Source organism: Nocardia huaxiensis (assembly GCF_013744875.1).
GTDB lineage: Bacteria > Actinomycetota > Actinomycetes > Mycobacteriales > Mycobacteriaceae > Nocardia > Nocardia huaxiensis.
The window spans coordinates 1,922,980-1,940,749 of sequence record NZ_CP059399.1; the positions used below are offsets into that span (position 1 = coordinate 1,922,980).

Consider the following 17,770-nt stretch of genomic DNA (forward strand, 5'->3'; position numbering starts at 1 on the left):
TTCGTAGACCATAGCGGAGTTTCCTTTATGTGAAATACCCAGGTTTTACAGTCTTGGTATTCGTGGTGGCGCATGACAGCGTGCGGAAACTCGAGCGAAAGGTCTCCCTCATGCGACGTCTTGTATTACTCACCGCGGCAACAGCTTTGGCGGTCGGTGTGCTCGCGCCCGCCGCCGCGGCCGACAGCGGCTCCGATACCGGCTCCGGAAACTGGGGCGACGGGTCGGCACTGCACCTGCTACCCGGGGCGATCCTGTTCTTCCCCTGGGCGGGCTCCTCGATGGCGATGGGTTGCCCGTTGAGTTCCGGGTCCGGCGTGGCGGGTGTTCCGGCGCCGGAGCGTCCGGAGTACTGCAAGTGGCTCGATCGGCTCTACTCCGGCAGCGGGTAGGGGCCGTTTTGGCAGATAGATGGCCGTCGGCTATAGTTGTCGACGGTCATCTTCGATGATCACCCCAAATCGTTCTACCGAAGACCGTTGGTTGCTGCCCATTGGGTAGTCGAAGGTCCGGCGTTATTGCCGGCGGCCCACGCAGGGAGAGCCGAGGCTGGGATGAACACTGCGGGTTCTGCTCGTGTTGTTTTTCTTGTGCGCCCCGGGACCTCTGCGTCCGCGGGGCGTTTGCTTTATCGCCGGCCCCGATGGCGGACTTCGGTGGTTCACACCAGAAGAACCGACATCCAGAGAGGAGGCGAAGTATGGCAAATGCTGAGAAGGTCACCGCGGTTGCGGAGATCAAGGAGCAGTTCGAGACTGCTACGGCCACCGTTGTCACGGAATACCGTGGCCTGTCCGTCAGCAAGCTGACCGAGCTGCGTCGTGCCCTGGGTGCGGACGCCAGCTACTCCGTCGCCAAGAACACCCTGGTCAAGCGCGCCGCCGCCGAGGCGGGCGTGGAAGGCCTGGATGACCTCTTCGTCGGTCCGACCGCCATCACCTTCATCAAGGGTGAGCCGGTCGAGGCCGCGAAGGCGCTGAAGGCGTTCGCCAAGGACAACAAGGCGCTCATCATCAAGGGCGGCTACATGGACGGCGTCGCGCTGTCCGTGGCCGAGGTCGAGCGGATCGCCGACCTCGAGTCGCGCGAGGTGCTGCTCGCCAAGCTGGCCGGTGCCATGAAGGGCAACCTCGCCAAGGCCGCCGGGCTGTTCGCCGCCCCGGCCTCGCAGGTCGCTCGCCTGGCCGCCGCGCTCGAGGAGAAGAAGCGCAACGAGGAAGCCGCGTAAGCGGATTCCCTGCTTTTTCTTCGCACCACCCCCACAAACCTCTTCGTCGCCGTTCGCGCGGCGATGAACACACCGAAAGGAAATTTCAATGGCCAACGTTGAAGAGCTGCTCGAGACCTTCGCCGGCATGACCCTGCTGGAGCTGTCCGAGTTCGTGAAGGCGTTCGAGGACAAGTTCGAGGTCACCGCTGCCGCTCCGGTCGCCGCCGTCGCGGTCGCCGGTGGCGCTGCTCCGGCCGAGGCTGCCGAGGAGCAGGACGAGTTCGACGTCATCCTCGAGTCGGCCGGTGACAAGAAGATCCAGGTCATCAAGGTCGTGCGTGAGATCGTCTCCGGCCTGGGCCTGAAGGAAGCCAAGGACCTGGTCGAGGGCGCCCCGAAGCCGATCCTGGAGAAGGTCGCCAAGGACGCCGCCGAGGCTGCCAAGGCGAAGCTGGAAGAGGCCGGCGCGAAGATCACCGTCAAGTAAGGTTTTCCCAACTCTCGGGACTCTCAGGGGCATCGCCCCTGAAACCCCAGGAGCGGGTGGGGGCTTCGCCCCGGCTCGGGACCTTGCGACGCGTTGAACGCCTAGCTCGAAAAGGGCGGTTCCCATTGTGGAACCGCCCTTTTCGCGTATTTGTGCGTCGTGATGTGTCCGTTATTCACGGTTCTCGATACCCTTCGCTACTCGCGAGTCAGGTCCCGGTGTCCGAGACGGGGCATATGCGATACAGTGACCGAACCTACTGTGATGCGCCACACCGCGCGTTCAGTTATCAAGAGTGGTCGCCGCAGTAGTGCGCTCGTCTGAGAAATTGTGGAGGTTGGCGTGGGCGTCGAGGTCAGGACCGAGGGCATCACCAAGTCGTTCGGTTCACAGCGTATTTGGCAGGACGTCTCTTTGACGCTGCCGTCGGGGGAAGTCAGCGCTCTGCTCGGCCCCTCCGGTACCGGTAAGTCCGTCTTTCTGAAGTCTCTGATCGGTCTGCTGCGCCCTGAGCGCGGCTCCATCTACATCGATGGCACCGACATCACCACCTGCTCCAACAAGGAGCTCTACGAGATCCGCAAACTGTTCGGCGTCCTCTTCCAGGACGGCGCGCTGTTCGGCTCGATGAACCTGTTCGACAACACGGCCTTCCCGCTGCGCGAGCACACCAAGAAGAGCGAATCCGAGATCAAGAAGATCGTCATGGAGAAGCTCGAGATGACGGGTCTGCTGGGCGCTGAGGGGAAGCTGCCCGGTGAGATCTCCGGTGGTATGCGCAAGCGTGCCGGCCTGGCTCGCGCGCTGGTGCTGGACCCGCAGATCATCCTCGTCGACGAGCCGGACTCCGGTCTGGATCCCGTTCGCACGTCGTATCTTTCGCAGCTGCTGCTGAACATCAACGCGCAGATCGACGCGACGATCCTGATCGTCACGCACAACATCAACCTGGCCCGTACCGTGCCGGACAACATCGGCATGCTGTTCCGCCGCAACCTGGTCATGTTCGGCCCCCGCGAGGTGCTGCTGACCTCCGACGAGCCGGTGGTGAAGCAGTTCCTCAACGGCCGCATGATCGGCCCCATCGGCATGTCCGAGGAGAAGGACGAGGCGCAGATGGCGCGCGAGCAGGCGCTCGTGGACGCCGGTCACCACCACGGTGGCGCCGAAGAGGTCGAGGGCATCATCCCGCAGATGAAGGCCGAGCCGGGCATGCCCGTGCGCCAGGCCGTGGCCCGTCGTCGCCAGCGTGTGCGCCAGATTCTGCACACCCTGCCGCCGGCCGCGCAGGAGGCCATCCGGCAGTCGCTGGAGGAGAACGGCGACGACCCCGACACGCAGGTGATTCCCGCTTATCAAGGCGCGTTCGACTCCACGGTTCGACACAACCTGACTAACGGGTAACATACGCGGCGTGAGTACCCCCCTGACACGACTGCGCACCCCGGTCGAGTCGGGCCTTGCCCAGGCCGGCAACATTTTCGCACTCCTTCTGGACGTGATCCGGAAGACGTTCCGTCGGCCTTTCCAGTGGCGGGAGTTCATCGAGCAGTCGTGGTTCATCGCGTCTGTCTCGATCCTCCCGGCCGCACTGGTGGCAATCCCGTTCGGCGCTGTGGTGGCCCTGCAGACCGGCTCGCTGATCAAGCAGCTGGGCGCAGAGGCGTTCACCGGAGCCACCAGTGTTCTCGCTACCGTCCAGCAAGCCGCACCCGTGGTGACGGCTCTGATCATCGCGGGCGCGGCCGGTTCGGCCGTCGCCGCCGATCTCGGCTCCCGGACCATCCGGGAGGAGATCGACGCGATGGAAGTTCTCGGCATCGATCCCATTCAGCGCCTTGTGGTTCCGCGCGTGCTGGGCATGATGCTGGTCGCGCTGCTGCTCAACGGCCTGGTCTCGGTGGTCGGCATCTGCGGCGGCTACTTCTTCAATGTGGGTCTGCAGGGCGGCACGCCCGGCGCCTATCTGGCTTCGTTCTCCGCGCTCGCGCAGCTCCCGGACCTCTGGATCGGTGAGCTGAAGGCGTTGATCTTCGGACTCGTGGCGGGCGTCATCGCCTCCTACAAGGGTCTGCATCCAAAAGGGGGACCGAAAGGAGTAGGCGACGCCGTGAATCAGTCGGTGGTCATCACCTTCCTGGTGCTCTTCTTCCTCAATTTGATCCTCACCCTGATCTATCTTCAGGTCGTCCCCGCCAAGGGCGCGTGATCCATGGTTGTTTCACAGCGCACCAACCCCATTCAGCGGTCGGCGCGCCGGGTGACCGGCGTGCTCAAAGCCCCCGTGAACCTGGTGGACCGGGCCGGCGACCAGATGGCCTTCTACACCAAGGCCATCGCGTGGATCCCGAAAACCGTTGTGCACTACCGCAAGGAGGTCATGCGGCTGCTGGCCGAGGTGACCTTCGGCTCGGGCGCGCTCGCGGTCATCGGCGGCACCATCGGCGTCATCGTGTTCATGTCGGCCTCGGTCGGCGTGGTCGTGGGCCTGCAGGGCTTCAAGGCCCTCGATGCTCTGGGCTCCGGTGTGCTCACCGGCTTCCTGACCGGCTACATCAATACCCGTGAGCTCGCGCCGCTGGTTGCGGCACTGGCGCTTTCGGCGACGGTGGGCTGTGGCTTCACCGCGCAGCTGGGCGCCATGCGCATCTCCGAGGAGATCGACGCGCTCGAGGTGATGGCGGTGCCGGGCGTGCCGTTCCTGGTGACCACGCGTGTGATCGCCGGTTTCATGGCCGTCATCCCGCTCTACATCGTCGGCCTGCTGGGCACCTACATCGCCTCGCGGTTGATCAGCATCTATTTCAACGGGCAATCCAGTGGTTCCTACGACCACTACTTCAGCTTGTTCCTGCCACCCGAAGACGTCATATATTCGTTCTTGAAGGTGCTCGTCTTCGCGTTCGTGATCATCCTCGTGCACTGCTACTACGGCTTCAACGCCACCGGCGGTCCGGCGGGTGTGGGCGTGGCCGTGGGCCGCGCGGTGCGCGCCGCCATCGTGCTGATCAATATCCTCGATTTTTTCCTGTCCCTTGCCATTTGGGGCACGACCACGACGGTGCGGGTGGCCGGATGAGCAATCCGAAGCGCGTGCAGTTCTGGCGCTCGACCGAGAAGCTGCGCGCCCGCACGCTGGGTGTGCTGTTCTTCGTGATCCTCGGGCTGTTCCTGTGGACCACGACCGCCATCTACAACAAGCAGTTCGTGGACACCGTGAAGGTGGACCTGATCACCGACACCGTCGGAAACGCCTTGACCCGCAATGCGGATGTGAAGGTCCGCGGCGTGACGGTGGGCGAGGTCCGCTCCAGCGATTTCGACGGCAAGCAGGTCACCCTGAAGCTGGCCATCGATCCGTCGAAGGCCGACCAGATCCCCGTCAATGTGACGGCGCGACTGCTGCCCAAGACGCTGTTCGGTGAGCGCTACGTCGATCTGGTGTGGCCGGAGGACCCGAGCACCCAGCATCTGACCGAGGGCGTGACGCTCAAGCAGGACACCACCGGCAATGCCGTCGAGGTGAGCCAGCTGCTCGATCACATCCTGCCGCTGTTGCAGGCGGTGCCACCGCAGTACCTGGCCTCCACCCTGGGCGCGATCTCGCAGGCGCTGCAGGGCAAGGGTGAGGAGCTGGGCCACACCATCGACCGGCTGGACGAGATCTTCACCCAGGTGAACGGCGTCATGCCGACCCTGCAGGAGGATCTGGCCCGCTTCGCCGATGTGGCCGACATCTACGCCGATGCCGCACCGCAGCTGGTGGACGCGCTCGACAATCTGCGCACCACCAATGCCACCATCGTGCAGAAACGTTCGCAGATCGACACCATGCTCGCGGTGCTCACCCCCAGCTCCTCGGACCTGGCGGACTTCCTGATCACCAACCGCGACAACATCATCGACGTGGCCGCCGACTCGCGGCCCGCGCTGGAGGCGCTGGCCCGGTTCTCGCCCGGCTACACCTGCTCGCTGGCCAACTTCGCGGCCATGAAGCCGCGCATCGACGAGATCTTCGGCAAGGGCACCGACCTGCCGGGTTCGCGCGTGACGGTCGAGATCGTCAATACCCGCGGCCGCTACGTGCCCAACCAGGACGAGCCGCGCTGGTTCGATCAGCGTGGGGCCATGTGCATTCCGGAGTATCCGCTGACGGTGGACCCGGGGCAGTACACCAATGGTTCGGCCAATGACGGCTCCTACCAGCCGCCCAGCCGTACCCCGGGTGACCAGCACATCGGTGAGATGCCGTCGCCGCAGTACAAGGTGTACGGCCCGTACCCGGCCACCACCGCCGGATCGCCGCAGGAGAACCGCGCGCTGGGCGCGATCTACGGTGCGGCACACGGTGTTTCGCCCGACCAGGTGCCCGGCTGGGTGTCCCGGATCGCGGCGCCGGCCTTCCGCGGGAGCGAGGTGAGCATTCGATGAAGGACACATTGCGCGGCCTCGGGCCGACCCTGACCAAACTCATCGCCTTCATCGCGGTGACCGTCTTCGCCACCAGCATTCTGGCGCTGACCATCGCGAACTACGGTGGCGGTGGCGCCAAGTTCAATGCCCGGTTCACCGATGTGACATCGCTGAACCCGGGCGACGAAGTCCGCATCGCGGGTGTGCGCGTCGGCAAGGTCACCGAGGTGTCCATTGTCGACAAGCGCCTGGCCAATGTGGAATTCGAAGTCTCCGACCGGAATTGGCTGCCCGCCTCCACCACCGCGACCATCAAGTACCGGAACCTGGTGGGGCAGCGCTACATCGCGCTCGAGCAGGGCGCCGGCGAGCAGGGCCGCAAGCTCAACGAGGGCGGCACCATTCCGCTCGAGCGCACCAAGCCCGCGCTGAACCTGACCGAACTGTTCAACGGTTTCCGTCCGCTGTTCCAGACGCTGACGCCGGAGGACGTGAACAAGCTGTCCTACGAGATCATCCAGGTGTTCCAGGGTGAGTCGGGGACCATTCGCGACCTGGTGTCCAATACCGCCGCGCTGACCAACAAGATCGCCGACAAGGACGCGGTGATCGGCGCGGTCGTGGACAACCTGAACCGGGTGCTCGACGCCGTCAATTCCCGTGACGGACAACTGGATCAGCTCATCGTCAATACCGAGGCCCTCATCACCGGACTGAACGCCGAACGCGGCACCATCGGTTCGGCCCTCACCTCGCTGAGCAACCTCACCCAGGCCACCGCCGATCTGCTGGTCCCGGTGCGCCCGAACCTGCAGGGCGCGATCGCCGGCCTGAGCCAGCTGACCGCCACGCTCAACGAGCGCAGCGACGAGGTCAACGAGAGTCTCGCGAACCTGCCCATCAAGATGGAGAAGCTGGGCCGCGCCGCCTCCTACGGCTCCTGGTTCCAGTTCTATCTGTGCGGTATCGACATCGTGGCCGGACCCGGCACCGCGGACGCCCCGCAGCTGAATCTCGGTGCGGTGCAGAACATGCCGACCATCAACCAGCCCATCTACACCAATCCCGCTCCGCGCTGCCATGGGAAGGGAGGCCGCTGATGGACGATCGGATCGTGCTCGGCAAGCGCAGTCCGGCGTTCATGGGCGGGATCGGCCTGCTCATGGTGCTGCTGGTGACCGTGTCCGCGTTCAGCCTCGACAAGCTGCCGATCATCGGCGCGGGTACCAAGTACACCGCCGAATTCTCGGAGGCCGCCGGGCTGAAGAAGGGCAACGAGGTGCGCATCGCCGGCGTGAAGGTCGGCACCGTGCAGGACGTGCGCCTCGACGGTGACAAGGTGCTCGTCGACTTCCGCACCCAGGACGCCTGGATCGGCGACCAGACCACGGCGTCCATCCAGATCAAGACGCTGCTCGGGCAGAAGTACCTGGCGCTGGACCCCAAGGGCTCCGAGGTGGCGGATCCGAGCGATCGGATTCCGCTGTCGCGCACCGTGTCCCCCTACGACGTGGTGGACGCCTTCAGCGACGCGGCCACGGATATCGAACAGACCAATACCGATCAGCTGGCGCAGAGCATGCGCGTGCTGTCGGAGGCGTTCTCGGGCACCGCGCCCGAGATCCGCAGCTCCATCGACGGCGTCTCGCGCCTGTCGGAGTCCCTCGCGAAGCGGGACGAACAGCTGCGCAAACTGTTCGCCGCCACCAAGACCACCTCGCAGGTGCTGGCCGACCGCAATGCCGAATTCGAACGGCTGCTCGCCAATGGCGGTCAGCTGCTGACCGAGCTGAACGTGCGGCAGTCCGCCATCGCGCAGCTGCTGTCCGGCGCGAAAACCGTTGCGGCCGAACTGACCGCGCTGGTGCAGGACAACGAGGAGCAGATCGGCCCCGCGCTGACCAACCTCGAGGCCGCCATCAACCTGCTCAACGACAACCAGGCCAATATCTCCAAGACCCTGGAGCTGGCCGCGCCGTTCTACGGGCTGTACTCCAACGTGCTCGGCACCGGCCGCTGGTTCGACGCCGTGATCACCAACCTGATTCCGCCCGCCCTGCCCGAGATTCCGGGCGATCGGGAGCCGATCCGAAAGATGGGAGGCTAGCCGTGGCGAAGAACCCGCTGACCGCCCTTCAGGGCACCAGCACGAAGAACAAGGCCATCGCCGGGGCGGTTGCCGCGGCGGTCCTGCTCGCGGCCGTGGCCTGGTGGGGCTGGGGCAAACTCAACACCACCACCATCACCGCCTACTTCGACAAGTCCGTCGGCATCTACGAGGGCTCCGACGTCCGCATTCTCGGCGTCCCCGTGGGACACGTGGATTCGGTGACGCCGGAGGGCGAACAGGTCAAGGTCGTCATGAGCGTCGACCGGCGCTTCGACATCCCCGCCGACGCCAAGGCCGCGCAGATCACCCCGTCGGTGGTGTCGGACCGGTACATCCAGCTGGCCCCCGCCTACAAGGGCGGGCCCAAGATGGACCGCAATGCCACCATCCCGAAGGACCGCACCGCGACCCCCGTCGAGGTGGACCGGCTCTACACCAGCATCACCGAACTCTCGGATGCGCTGGGCCCCAACGGCGCCAACCGCGATGGCGCGGTCAACGAGCTGGTGCGCACCGCCGCCGACAATCTGGCCGGCAATGGCGACGCGCTGAACAACAGCTTCACGCAGCTGTCCAGAGCCGCTGCGGCGCTGTCGGATTCGCGCACGGACATCTTCGACACGGTGAAGAACCTGCAGGTGTTCGTGCAGACCCTGACCGAGAACGACTCGCAGGTACGGGATTTCAACACCCAGCTGGCGTCGCTGTCCTCCTTCCTGGCGGGGGAGCGGCAGAACCTCGGCGACGCGCTGAGCCTGCTGTCGGTGGCGCTCGGCGATGTCGCCCGTTTCATCGACGACAACCGGCAGCTGGTGCAGCAGAACGCGGACGCGTTGACCACGCTCACCCAGACCCTCGCCGATCAGCGCGACGATCTGGCCGAGGCGCTGCCGCTCATCCCGACCGCGCTGTCCAACCTGATCAATGTCCACAACGGTGAGACCGGCACGCTCGACATGCGGCCCAACTTCACCGACCTGCAGGACCCGTTCGGCGTCATGTGCAAGATGCTCGATCTGGGCAAGCTGCGGCCGGGCGACCCCAAGTTCGACGCCATCACCCGGCAGCTGCAGCCCATCCTCAGCCACTGCGAAACCATTGCCGCGCAGATCACCTCGGGTGTGAAGACGCCGACGCTGATCCTGCCGTTCGGCATCCTCAGCGGTGACAACGAGCAGCGCAACGCCGTGCCGGGCAGCGTCCCGGGCAACCCCTCCGACGCGCTCCCGCCGTCGCAGACGGAAGGTGGTCAGCGATGAAGAACCCCCGCTCCGTCATCCCGGCACGTTTTTGGCCGGGATCCACACTGGCAGGGCACCGGCTGAATGCGGTGGATCCCGGCCAAAAGCACGCCGGGATGACGAAGGCGGTGGCTGCCGCTGCTGTCGGTGCGGTGACGCTGCTCGTAGCGGGCTGCGGCGCGGAGAGCATTCCGCTGCCGGGCGGGCCCAGCGTGGGCGACAACCCGCTGCACATCGACATCCAGTTCGCCGATGTGCTGGACCTGGTGCCGCAGTCCACCGTGAAGGTGGACGGCATCGCGGTCGGCCGGGTCGACAAGATCGAACTCGCCCCGGACGGCTGGACCGCCAGCGTCAAGACCATCGTCAACGGCGATGTGAACCTGCCCGCCAATGCTCGCGCCGAAGTGCGGCAGTCCAATCTGCTCGGTGAGAAGTTCATCGAATTGTCCGCGCCCGCAACCGATCCCGCATCGGATCGGCTGAAGGACAATGCCACCATCCCGGTCGACCGCACTCGCACCGCGACCGAGGTGGAGCAGGTGCTGGGCGCGCTGTCGCTGCTGCTCAACGGCGGCGGTGTGGCGCAGCTGCAGCCCATCGTGGTGGAGCTGAACAAGGCCCTGGAAGGCCGCGAGGGCAAGGTGCGCTCCCTGCTGGAGCAGGCCAACACCCTGATCGACGGCCTGAACCAGCAGGTGGACAACATCACTCGCGCGCTGGACGGCCTCGACCGGCTCAGCAGCCGGGTCGGCACCCAGACCGAGCAGATCGGCAAGGTGCTCGATGAACTGCCCACCGGCATCAAGATCCTGGAGGAGCAGCGGCCGCAGCTGGTCGGCCTGCTCGGCCAGCTCGATCGCCTCGGCCAGGCCGGCATGGACGTGCTCGACGAGTCCAAGGAGAACCTGATCACCGACCTCAGCTCGCTGCGGCCCACGCTGCAGGAGCTCGGCAAGTCGGCCAATGATCTGGTGACGGCCTTCCCGCTGGTGCCCACCTACCCGTTCCCGGACGAGGCCATCAAGTCGGCGTTCGGCGGTCAGGTGAACACCTGGCTGTCGGTGGACCTGGAGATCGGCACGCTGCTGTCGAATCTCGGTGTGGGCAAACCGAATCCGGTGTACGTCCCGCCGCAGACCGGGCCGCAGCCGAATGTCGACCCGTCCAACCCGTACTACAACGGCAACGGGCCGCGCGGCGGCTGGCCGACGGTGTCGCTGCTGCCGCTGCTGCCGAATTCCGTGGTCGCGCCCATTACCGGGAATCCCGCGACCGATCCGCTGGGGACCATCCTCGAGCAGTTGGGAGTGGGTCAGCGATGACGAAACTGGTGCGCTATCAGCTGATCGCCTTCGCGATCATCGCCGTGCTCGGCGTCGTGTTCGTCGGCGCCAAATACGTGCGCCTGGACAATATGCTCGGCTTCGGGCTGTACGAGGTGAAGGTGCAGGCCACCGGGACGGGCAACCTGTCCAAGGGCGCCGAGGTCACCTACCGCGGCGTGCCCGTGGGCCGGGTCGGGGCGCTCGACATCACCCCCGACGGCGTGCTCATCACCCTCGAAATGGATTCCGGCGCACCGAAGGTGCCCGCCAGTGCCAAGGCCGTGGTGGCCAACCGCTCGGCCATCGGCGAGCAGTACGTGGACCTGGTGCCGACCTCCGGCGGCGAACCGTACCTGAAGGACGGCTCGATCATCGTCGGTGCGGCCCTGCCGATTCCGGTGGAGACGCTGCTGTCCAGTGTCGACCACTTCGCCAATACCACCGACCTGGTCGCGCTCAGCACCACCATCACGGAGCTGGGCAAGGCGTTCGACGGCAAGGGTGACGATCTGCAGGTGCTGGTGGACTCGCTCAACAAGTTCACCGAGACCGGCATCGAAAACCTGCCGCAGACACTGGATCTCATTCGCCAATCGCAGATCGTGCTGAATACCCAGGCGGACCAGGGGTCTTCGATCCGGCAGTTCAGCGACGGCCTGGATCAGCTGACCGCACAGCTGAAGTCGAACGACCCCGACATCCGGCGGTTGATCGGCACCAGCACCGACGCGGGCAGCTCCATCCAGCAGCTGCTGCGCGAGAGCGGCCCGGCGCTGACCACGAACCTGACCAACCTGCGCACCCTGCTGCTGGCCGTCTCGCCGAAGTTCTACGCGCTCGGCCCGGTATTGCAGATGCTGCCGCTGCTCTCGATCGGCGCCTCGGCGACCGCTCCCGGCGACGGCACCACGCACTTCGGCCTGGTGCTCGAGACCAACAACCCGCCCGCCTGCACCATCGGTTACGAAGGCACCCAGGCGATCATCGCCCAGATGAAGCGGGAGAACCCGAACTTCGACGACAGCCGCGACGACTTCCCGTTCAACACGGAAGCCAAATGCCTTGTCCCGCAGGGCAGTGAGACGGCCGTCCGCGGCGGCGAGCGCGCCGAACTGGCCGACCCGTCGGTCCCGCAGCCGTGGGACACCAAGCCGAAGTACGACCCCGACAAGCTCAACCTGAACCCCGTCGCGACCCAGCTCGCCACGCTCATGGGCGTCACCACCAAGTGATGACGCACCCACGCATGGGCGGTCAGGCGCGGAGGCGGCAGCGAAGCGTCACCACGCAGCGCCCCGCCCATGCGTTGATGAGTAGAGCCCCGGCGCTGCCGCGCGGAGTGGAAAGTATGGTGGCGGCGTGAGCCAGCAAAAGGACAGCGAACCGACTGTGGATCTCGACAAGACGGCCGACCAGTCGTCCGCCGAGCCACAGGCCGAGACCGCCGCCCCGGCTGACACCGCCACCGAAGCCGCCGTCGATCCGGACGAGCCGGCCGCGACCGAGGAATCGGCCGAGTCGGAGCCCGGGAAGGCGGGGGCGGTCTCGGCACGGCGGAAGTCGCGCACGGACCGTGAAGAAGCCGCCGCGGATGAACCGGAGTCATCGAGCCTCGATGCCCGGAAGGCCGTCACGCTCGGCTCCATCGCGCTGCTCGCCCTCGCGGGCATCGCGGCCGCGTGGTTCGCGGGCAGCTGGATCGTGGGCGGGCTGCTGCGGGATCGGCCGCGGGCCGAGGCGCGCGACGAAGCCCTCGCCGCGGCCCAGCAGGCCGCCATCAACATCACCTCGATGAACCTGAAGGACGTCGACGGTTCCCTGGCGCTGGCCCGCTCGTCCATGACCGGCGACCTGCTCGACGCGTCCACCAAGAACCAGGACCAGCTCAAGCAGAAGGTCATGGCGGACAACGTCAATATCTCGTCGAAGATCCTCGGCGGCGCGCTGACCGAACTCAACTCCGAGAAGGATCACGCCTCGGCGCTGGTCGTCTTCCAGGTGACCGAGTCCGGCGAGGGCAAGGCCACCAACGAGTACCGCTACACCTGGTCGGTGGACGTGGTGAAGAACGACGGCATCTGGAAGGCCGATCAGGTGCAGCAGATCGCCAATCCGATCGTGCTGAACTCCACCGACCAGGGTGCCACCACGCCTCAGCAACCGGGCGGCCAACCGGCGACCCCGCAGCCGGGCAACTAGGAAGGCGTGATCATGGCAAATCGTCGGCCCGTCAATCGCGTCTCCCCGAAGCGCCGCCCCGCCGCCCAGCGCGGCACGAGCGGGCGCACCACCGCCGCGGATCTCGAATTCACCGGCAGGCAGACCCGCACCGCCGAACCCGTCTCGACGGCGAAGAAGCCGAAGCCGTCCGCCGCGAAGCCGTCCCCGGTCCGCGCCGAGAAGTCGAAATCCGCTCCGGGCGAAGGCATTTGGAAGACCTGGCGCACGCCCATCGGGTGCGGCGCCGCCGCGGTCGTGCTGGCCGCTCTCGCGGTCGTGGGCGCGCTGCGACCCGGCGTGGACGACGGCAACCGGGCCTTCGTCGACAACTCCGCCACCGACGAGGTGAAGGCCGCCGCCGACCACGCCCTGCAGACCCTCTACGCCTACGAGGCCGGGACGCTGGACAAGGCGAAGTGGAAGGCCGATGTGGCTACCGTCCTGACGCCCGAGATGGCCGGCAAGTTCGAGCAGTTCCTCGACACCACGGTCGACACCATCAAGCAGACCCAGACCAACACCCAGGTCACCACCGACCCCACCGGTGTCACCCTGCTCACCGACGACCGAGCCGAGCTCCTGGTGAATCTCAACGTCGTGACGGTGAAGGACGGCAAACCGTCCCCGTTCGTCTCCGGCCCCATCCTGCTGCGCATGCAGAAGGTCGACGGCCACTGGCTGGCCTCGGAAATCGCCGACAAGTAGAGCTGAGCTATTCCCAGGGGCTCCGCCCCCGGACCCCCGGAATCGGGGGCGCTGCCCCCGGCCCCCGTGGCGGGGTTTTCCCGTCGACAGTGCGCGGGAATGACGACGGGGGCGGCATTCCGCGACGTCGCGGGGTGATCTTGCTGTAGGACAGGCGATCTCGTGGTTTGTCAACTTCTACCGCCACTTGACGACTTTCGTCCAAGGCGTCACGCTATTCACAACAGCGGCGGCTGTCACAGGGGATCAGACGCCGACACGGCCTTCACAGGACGCAGCCAGCGAACCGAAAAGCCGGTCGGCAGACGGTGTGAACATCGCCACGACACACTTCGGCGCGTTAGCCCGCCGAGGCTCGCCACGGGTGGTACTTTGACACCCCCGTAGGTTTGGGTGTACCTTTGGACGTTGCGCTGGCTGCCTCCTGTCCATACCTTGATCGCATCTACGAAAGTTCCACCTTCCGGTGTTACTTCCGCTGTTTGCTGTTCGGGTTTCGTTCGGGTTGCTACCAGCGGAATTCGTAGCAGACAAGCGACGGTCGCGGACCACCACGCGACGCGCGTGAGGTGCTGGAAGGACGCATCTTGGCAGTCTCCACCCAGACCAAGGCCGGTATTCCCGGAGCCCCGAAGCGGGTGTCTTTCGCGAAGATTCGTGAACCTCTCGAGGTGCCGGGTCTTCTCGATCTACAAACCGAATCATTCGCATGGCTCGTCGGTGCAGCGGATTGGCGGGAGCGTGCGGCAGCGCGCGGTGACGTCAACCCGGTCGGGGGCCTCGAGGAGGTGCTCGAAGAGCTCTCCCCGATCGAGGACTTCTCGGGTTCCATGTCCCTGTCCTTCTCGGACCCGCGCTTCGAAGAGGTCAAGGCCTCGATCGAAGAGTGCAAAGACAAGGACATGACCTACGCGGCGCCACTGTTCGTGACCGCGGAGTTCATCAACAACAACACCGGTGAGATCAAGTCTCAGACGGTCTTCATGGGTGATTTCCCGATGATGACCGACAAGGGCACGTTCATCATCAACGGCACCGAGCGCGTCGTCGTGTCGCAGCTGGTCCGTTCGCCGGGCGTGTACTTCGACGACACCATCGACAAGTCCACCGAGAAGACGCTGCACTCCGTGCGTGTCATCCCGTCGCGTGGCGCGTGGCTGGAGTTCGACGTCGACAAGCGCGACACCGTCGGTGTGCGCATCGACCGCAAGCGTCGTCAGCCGGTCACCGTGCTGCTGAAGGCCCTGGGTCTGACCACCGAGGAGATCACCGAGCGTTTCGGTTTCTCCGAGATCATGATGTCCACCCTCGAGAAGGACTCCACCCCGGGTCAGGACGAGGCGCTGCTGGACATCTACCGCAAGCTGCGTCCGGGCGAGCCGCCGACCAAGGAGTCCGCGCAGACCCTGCTGGAGAACCTGTTCTTCAAGGAGAAGCGCTACGACCTGGCTCGCGTCGGCCGCTACAAGGTCAACAAGAAGCTGGGCCTGAACCTGGACAAGCCGGTCACCGGTTCCGTGCTGACCAAGGAAGACATCGTCGCGACGATCGAGTACCTGGTCCGTCTGCACCAGGGCGATCGCATGATGACCGCTCCCGGCGGCTCCGAGGTTCCGGTCGAGGTCGACGACATCGACCACTTCGGCAACCGTCGCCTGCGCACCGTCGGCGAGCTGATCCAGAACCAGATCCGCGTCGGTCTCTCGCGTATGGAACGCGTTGTGCGCGAGCGCATGACCACCCAGGACGTCGAGGCCATCACGCCGCAGACCCTGATCAACATCCGTCCCGTCGTGGCGGCGATCAAGGAGTTCTTCGGCACCTCGCAGCTGTCGCAGTTCATGGACCAGAACAACCCGCTGTCGGGTCTGACCCACAAGCGTCGTCTGTCGGCGCTGGGCCCGGGTGGTCTATCGCGTGAGCGCGCCGGCCTGGAGGTCCGTGACGTCCACCCGTCGCACTACGGCCGCATGTGCCCGATCGAGACCCCGGAAGGCCCGAACATCGGCCTGATCGGTTCGCTCTCGGTCTACGCCCGGGTGAACCCGTTCGGTTTCATCGAGACCCCGTACCGCAAGGTCGAGAACGGCCGCGTCACCGATGAGGTCAAGTACCTCACCGCCGACGAGGAGGACCGCGAGGTCCGCGCCCAGGCCAACTCGCCGGTCGACGCCGACGGCAACTTCGTCGAGTCCAAGGTGCTCGCCCGCAAGGGCAACGAGGAGATGGAATACGTCTCCCCGACCGAGGTGACCTACATGGACGTCTCGCCGCGCCAGATGGTGTCGGTGGCGACCGCCATGATTCCGTTCCTCGAGCACGACGACGCCAACCGTGCCCTCATGGGCGCGAACATGCAGCGTCAGGCCGTGCCGCTGATCCGTTCCGAGTCGCCGCTGGTCGGCACCGGTATGGAGCTGCGTGCCGCGGTCGACGCTGGCGATGTGGTCGTCAACCAGAAGGCCGGTGTGGTGGAAGAGGTTTCGGCCGACTTCATCACCGTCATGCACGACGACGGCACCCGCCGTTCGTACCGCCTGCGCAAGTTCGAGCGCTCCAACCAGGGCACCTGCGCCAACCAGCGTCCGATCGTGGACGAGGGCCAGCGCGTGGAGGCCGGTCACGTGCTCGCCGACGGCCCCTGCACCGAGAACGGTGAGATGGCGCTCGGCAAGAACCTGCTCGTGGCGATCATGCCGTGGGAGGGCCACAACTACGAGGACGCGATCATCCTGTCGCAGCGCCTCGTGGAAGAGGACGTGCTCACCTCGATCCACATCGAGGAGCACGAGATCGACGCTCGCGACACCAAGCTCGGTGCCGAGGAGATCACCCGCGACATCCCGAACGTGTCGGACGAGGTCCTGGCCGATCTCGACGAGCGCGGCATCGTGCGCATCGGCGCCGAGGTCCGTGACGGCGACATCCTGGTCGGCAAGGTCACCCCGAAGGGTGAGACCGAGCTGACCCCCGAGGAGCGCCTGCTGCGCGCCATCTTCGGTGAGAAGGCCCGCGAGGTTCGCGACACCTCCCTGAAGGTGCCGCACGGTGAGTCCGGCAAGGTCATCGGCGTCCGCGTGTTCTCGCGCGAGGACGACGACGATCTGCCCCCGGGCGTGAACGAGCTCGTGCGCGTTTACGTTGCGCAGAAGCGCAAGATCCAGGACGGCGACAAGCTGGCCGGCCGCCACGGCAACAAGGGCGTCATCGGCAAGATCCTCCCGCAGGAGGACATGCCGTTCCTGCCCGACGGCACCCCGGTCGACATCATCCTGAACACCCACGGTGTGCCGCGTCGTATGAACATCGGCCAGGTGCTGGAAACCCACCTGGGTTACATCGCCAAGACCGGCTGGCAGGTCGAGGGCGCCCCCGACTGGGCCAAGAACCTGCCGGAGGAGATGCTCGGTCAGGAAGCCGACACCAATATCGCCACCCCGGTGTTCGACGGTGCGCGTGAGGAGGAGCTGACCGGTCTGCTCGGTTCGACTCTGCCGAACCGCGACGGCGAGCGGATGATCAACGACGACGGCAAGGCGATCCTGCTGGACGGCCGCTCCGGCGAGCCGTTCCCGTACCCGGTCGCGGTCGGCTACATGTACATCCTGAAGCTGCACCACCTGGTCGACGACAAGATCCACGCGCGTTCGACCGGCCCGTACTCGATGATCACGCAGCAGCCGCTGGGTGGTAAGGCGCAGTTCGGTGGTCAGCGTTTCGGTGAAATGGAATGCTGGGCCATGCAGGCCTACGGTGCCGCTTACACCCTGCAGGAACTCCTCACCATCAAGTCGGACGACGTGGTCGGCCGCGTGAAGGTGTACGAGGCGATCGTCAAGGGCGAGAACATTCCGGAGCCGGGTATTCCGGAGTCGTTCAAGGTTCTGCTCAAGGAGCTTCAGTCGCTGTGCCTCAACGTGGAGGTGCTGTCCTCGGACGGCGCCGCCATCGAGATGCGCGATGGCGATGACGAAGACCTCGAGCGTGCCGCGGCGAACCTGGGTATCAACCTGTCCCGCAACGAGGCTGCGACGGTCGACGACCTGGCGCAGTAAG

The 17,770-nt window shown here is 65.7% G+C and carries 15 protein-coding genes; all 15 read left to right on the top strand.

Annotated features, from left to right (window positions below; translation table 11 throughout):
* The first annotated feature begins 110 nt into the window (after positions 1-110).
* The 15 genes from H0264_RS08785 to rpoB all read left to right on the top strand — a co-directional run bounded on the left by H0264_RS08785 (position 111) and on the right by rpoB (position 17,769).
* Entirely contained in the window at positions 111-392 is a 282-nt protein-coding gene (locus tag H0264_RS08785; protein WP_181583501.1) for a hypothetical protein, read from the top strand.
* A gap of 308 nt (positions 393-700) precedes the next feature.
* Entirely contained in the window at positions 701-1,228 is a 528-nt protein-coding gene (gene rplJ, locus H0264_RS08790; RefSeq protein ID WP_181583502.1) for a 50S ribosomal protein L10, read from the top strand.
* A gap of 88 nt (positions 1,229-1,316) precedes the next feature.
* Complete coding sequence (gene rplL, locus H0264_RS08795) at positions 1,317-1,697, top strand: 50S ribosomal protein L7/L12 (protein WP_420832049.1); 381 nt, start codon at positions 1,317-1,319, stop codon at positions 1,695-1,697.
* 342 nt (positions 1,698-2,039) lie between these two features.
* Positions 2,040-3,101, top strand: coding sequence for an ABC transporter ATP-binding protein (locus H0264_RS08800; RefSeq protein WP_181583503.1), 1,062 nt, complete (start codon positions 2,040-2,042; stop codon positions 3,099-3,101).
* A gap of 10 nt (positions 3,102-3,111) precedes the next feature.
* Complete coding sequence (locus tag H0264_RS08805) at positions 3,112-3,906, top strand: MlaE family ABC transporter permease (protein WP_181583504.1); 795 nt, start codon at positions 3,112-3,114, stop codon at positions 3,904-3,906.
* A gap of 3 nt (positions 3,907-3,909) precedes the next feature.
* Positions 3,910-4,776 carry an MlaE family ABC transporter permease gene (locus H0264_RS08810; RefSeq protein ID WP_181583505.1) on the top strand — a complete coding sequence of 289 codons (867 nt, stop codon included), beginning with the start codon at positions 3,910-3,912 and terminating at the stop codon, positions 4,774-4,776.
* Entirely contained in the window at positions 4,773-6,128 is a 1,356-nt protein-coding gene (locus H0264_RS08815; RefSeq protein WP_181583506.1) for an MCE family protein, read from the top strand. Before H0264_RS08810 ends, H0264_RS08815 begins: the two co-directional genes overlap by 4 nt.
* Positions 6,125-7,210, top strand: a complete 1,086-nt coding sequence (locus H0264_RS08820) for an MCE family protein (RefSeq protein ID WP_181583507.1) — start codon at positions 6,125-6,127, stop codon at positions 7,208-7,210. Before H0264_RS08815 ends, H0264_RS08820 begins: the two co-directional genes overlap by 4 nt.
* Positions 7,210-8,217, top strand: coding sequence for an MCE family protein (locus H0264_RS08825; RefSeq protein ID WP_181583508.1), 1,008 nt, complete (start codon positions 7,210-7,212; stop codon positions 8,215-8,217). Before H0264_RS08820 ends, H0264_RS08825 begins: the two co-directional genes overlap by 1 nt.
* Before the next feature lie 2 nt (positions 8,218-8,219).
* A complete protein-coding gene (locus tag H0264_RS08830; protein ID WP_244976139.1) occupies positions 8,220-9,479 on the top strand; it encodes an MCE family protein in 1,260 nt (419 codons plus the stop codon).
* A 98-nt stretch (positions 9,480-9,577) separates the two neighbouring features.
* The gene (locus H0264_RS08835; RefSeq protein ID WP_181585387.1) at positions 9,578-10,786 is read left to right on the top strand and encodes an MCE family protein; all 1,209 of its coding nucleotides are present in this window, start codon (positions 9,578-9,580) and stop codon (positions 10,784-10,786) included.
* Positions 10,783-12,021, top strand: coding sequence for an MCE family protein (locus tag H0264_RS08840; protein WP_181583509.1), 1,239 nt, complete (start codon positions 10,783-10,785; stop codon positions 12,019-12,021). The genes H0264_RS08835 and H0264_RS08840 overlap by 4 nt, the downstream gene beginning before the upstream one ends.
* Before the next feature lie 127 nt (positions 12,022-12,148).
* Positions 12,149-12,988 (top strand): hypothetical protein, encoded by an 840-nt coding sequence (locus H0264_RS08845; RefSeq protein ID WP_181583510.1) that lies wholly within the window; start codon positions 12,149-12,151, stop codon positions 12,986-12,988.
* Positions 12,989-13,000: 12 nt separating this feature from the next.
* Positions 13,001-13,714, top strand: a complete 714-nt coding sequence (locus tag H0264_RS08850) for a hypothetical protein (protein WP_181583511.1) — start codon at positions 13,001-13,003, stop codon at positions 13,712-13,714.
* Positions 13,715-14,283: 569 nt separating this feature from the next.
* Positions 14,284-17,769, top strand: a complete 3,486-nt coding sequence (gene rpoB / locus H0264_RS08855) for a DNA-directed RNA polymerase subunit beta (RefSeq protein ID WP_181583512.1) — start codon at positions 14,284-14,286, stop codon at positions 17,767-17,769.
* Position 17,770: the final 1 nt, after the last annotated feature.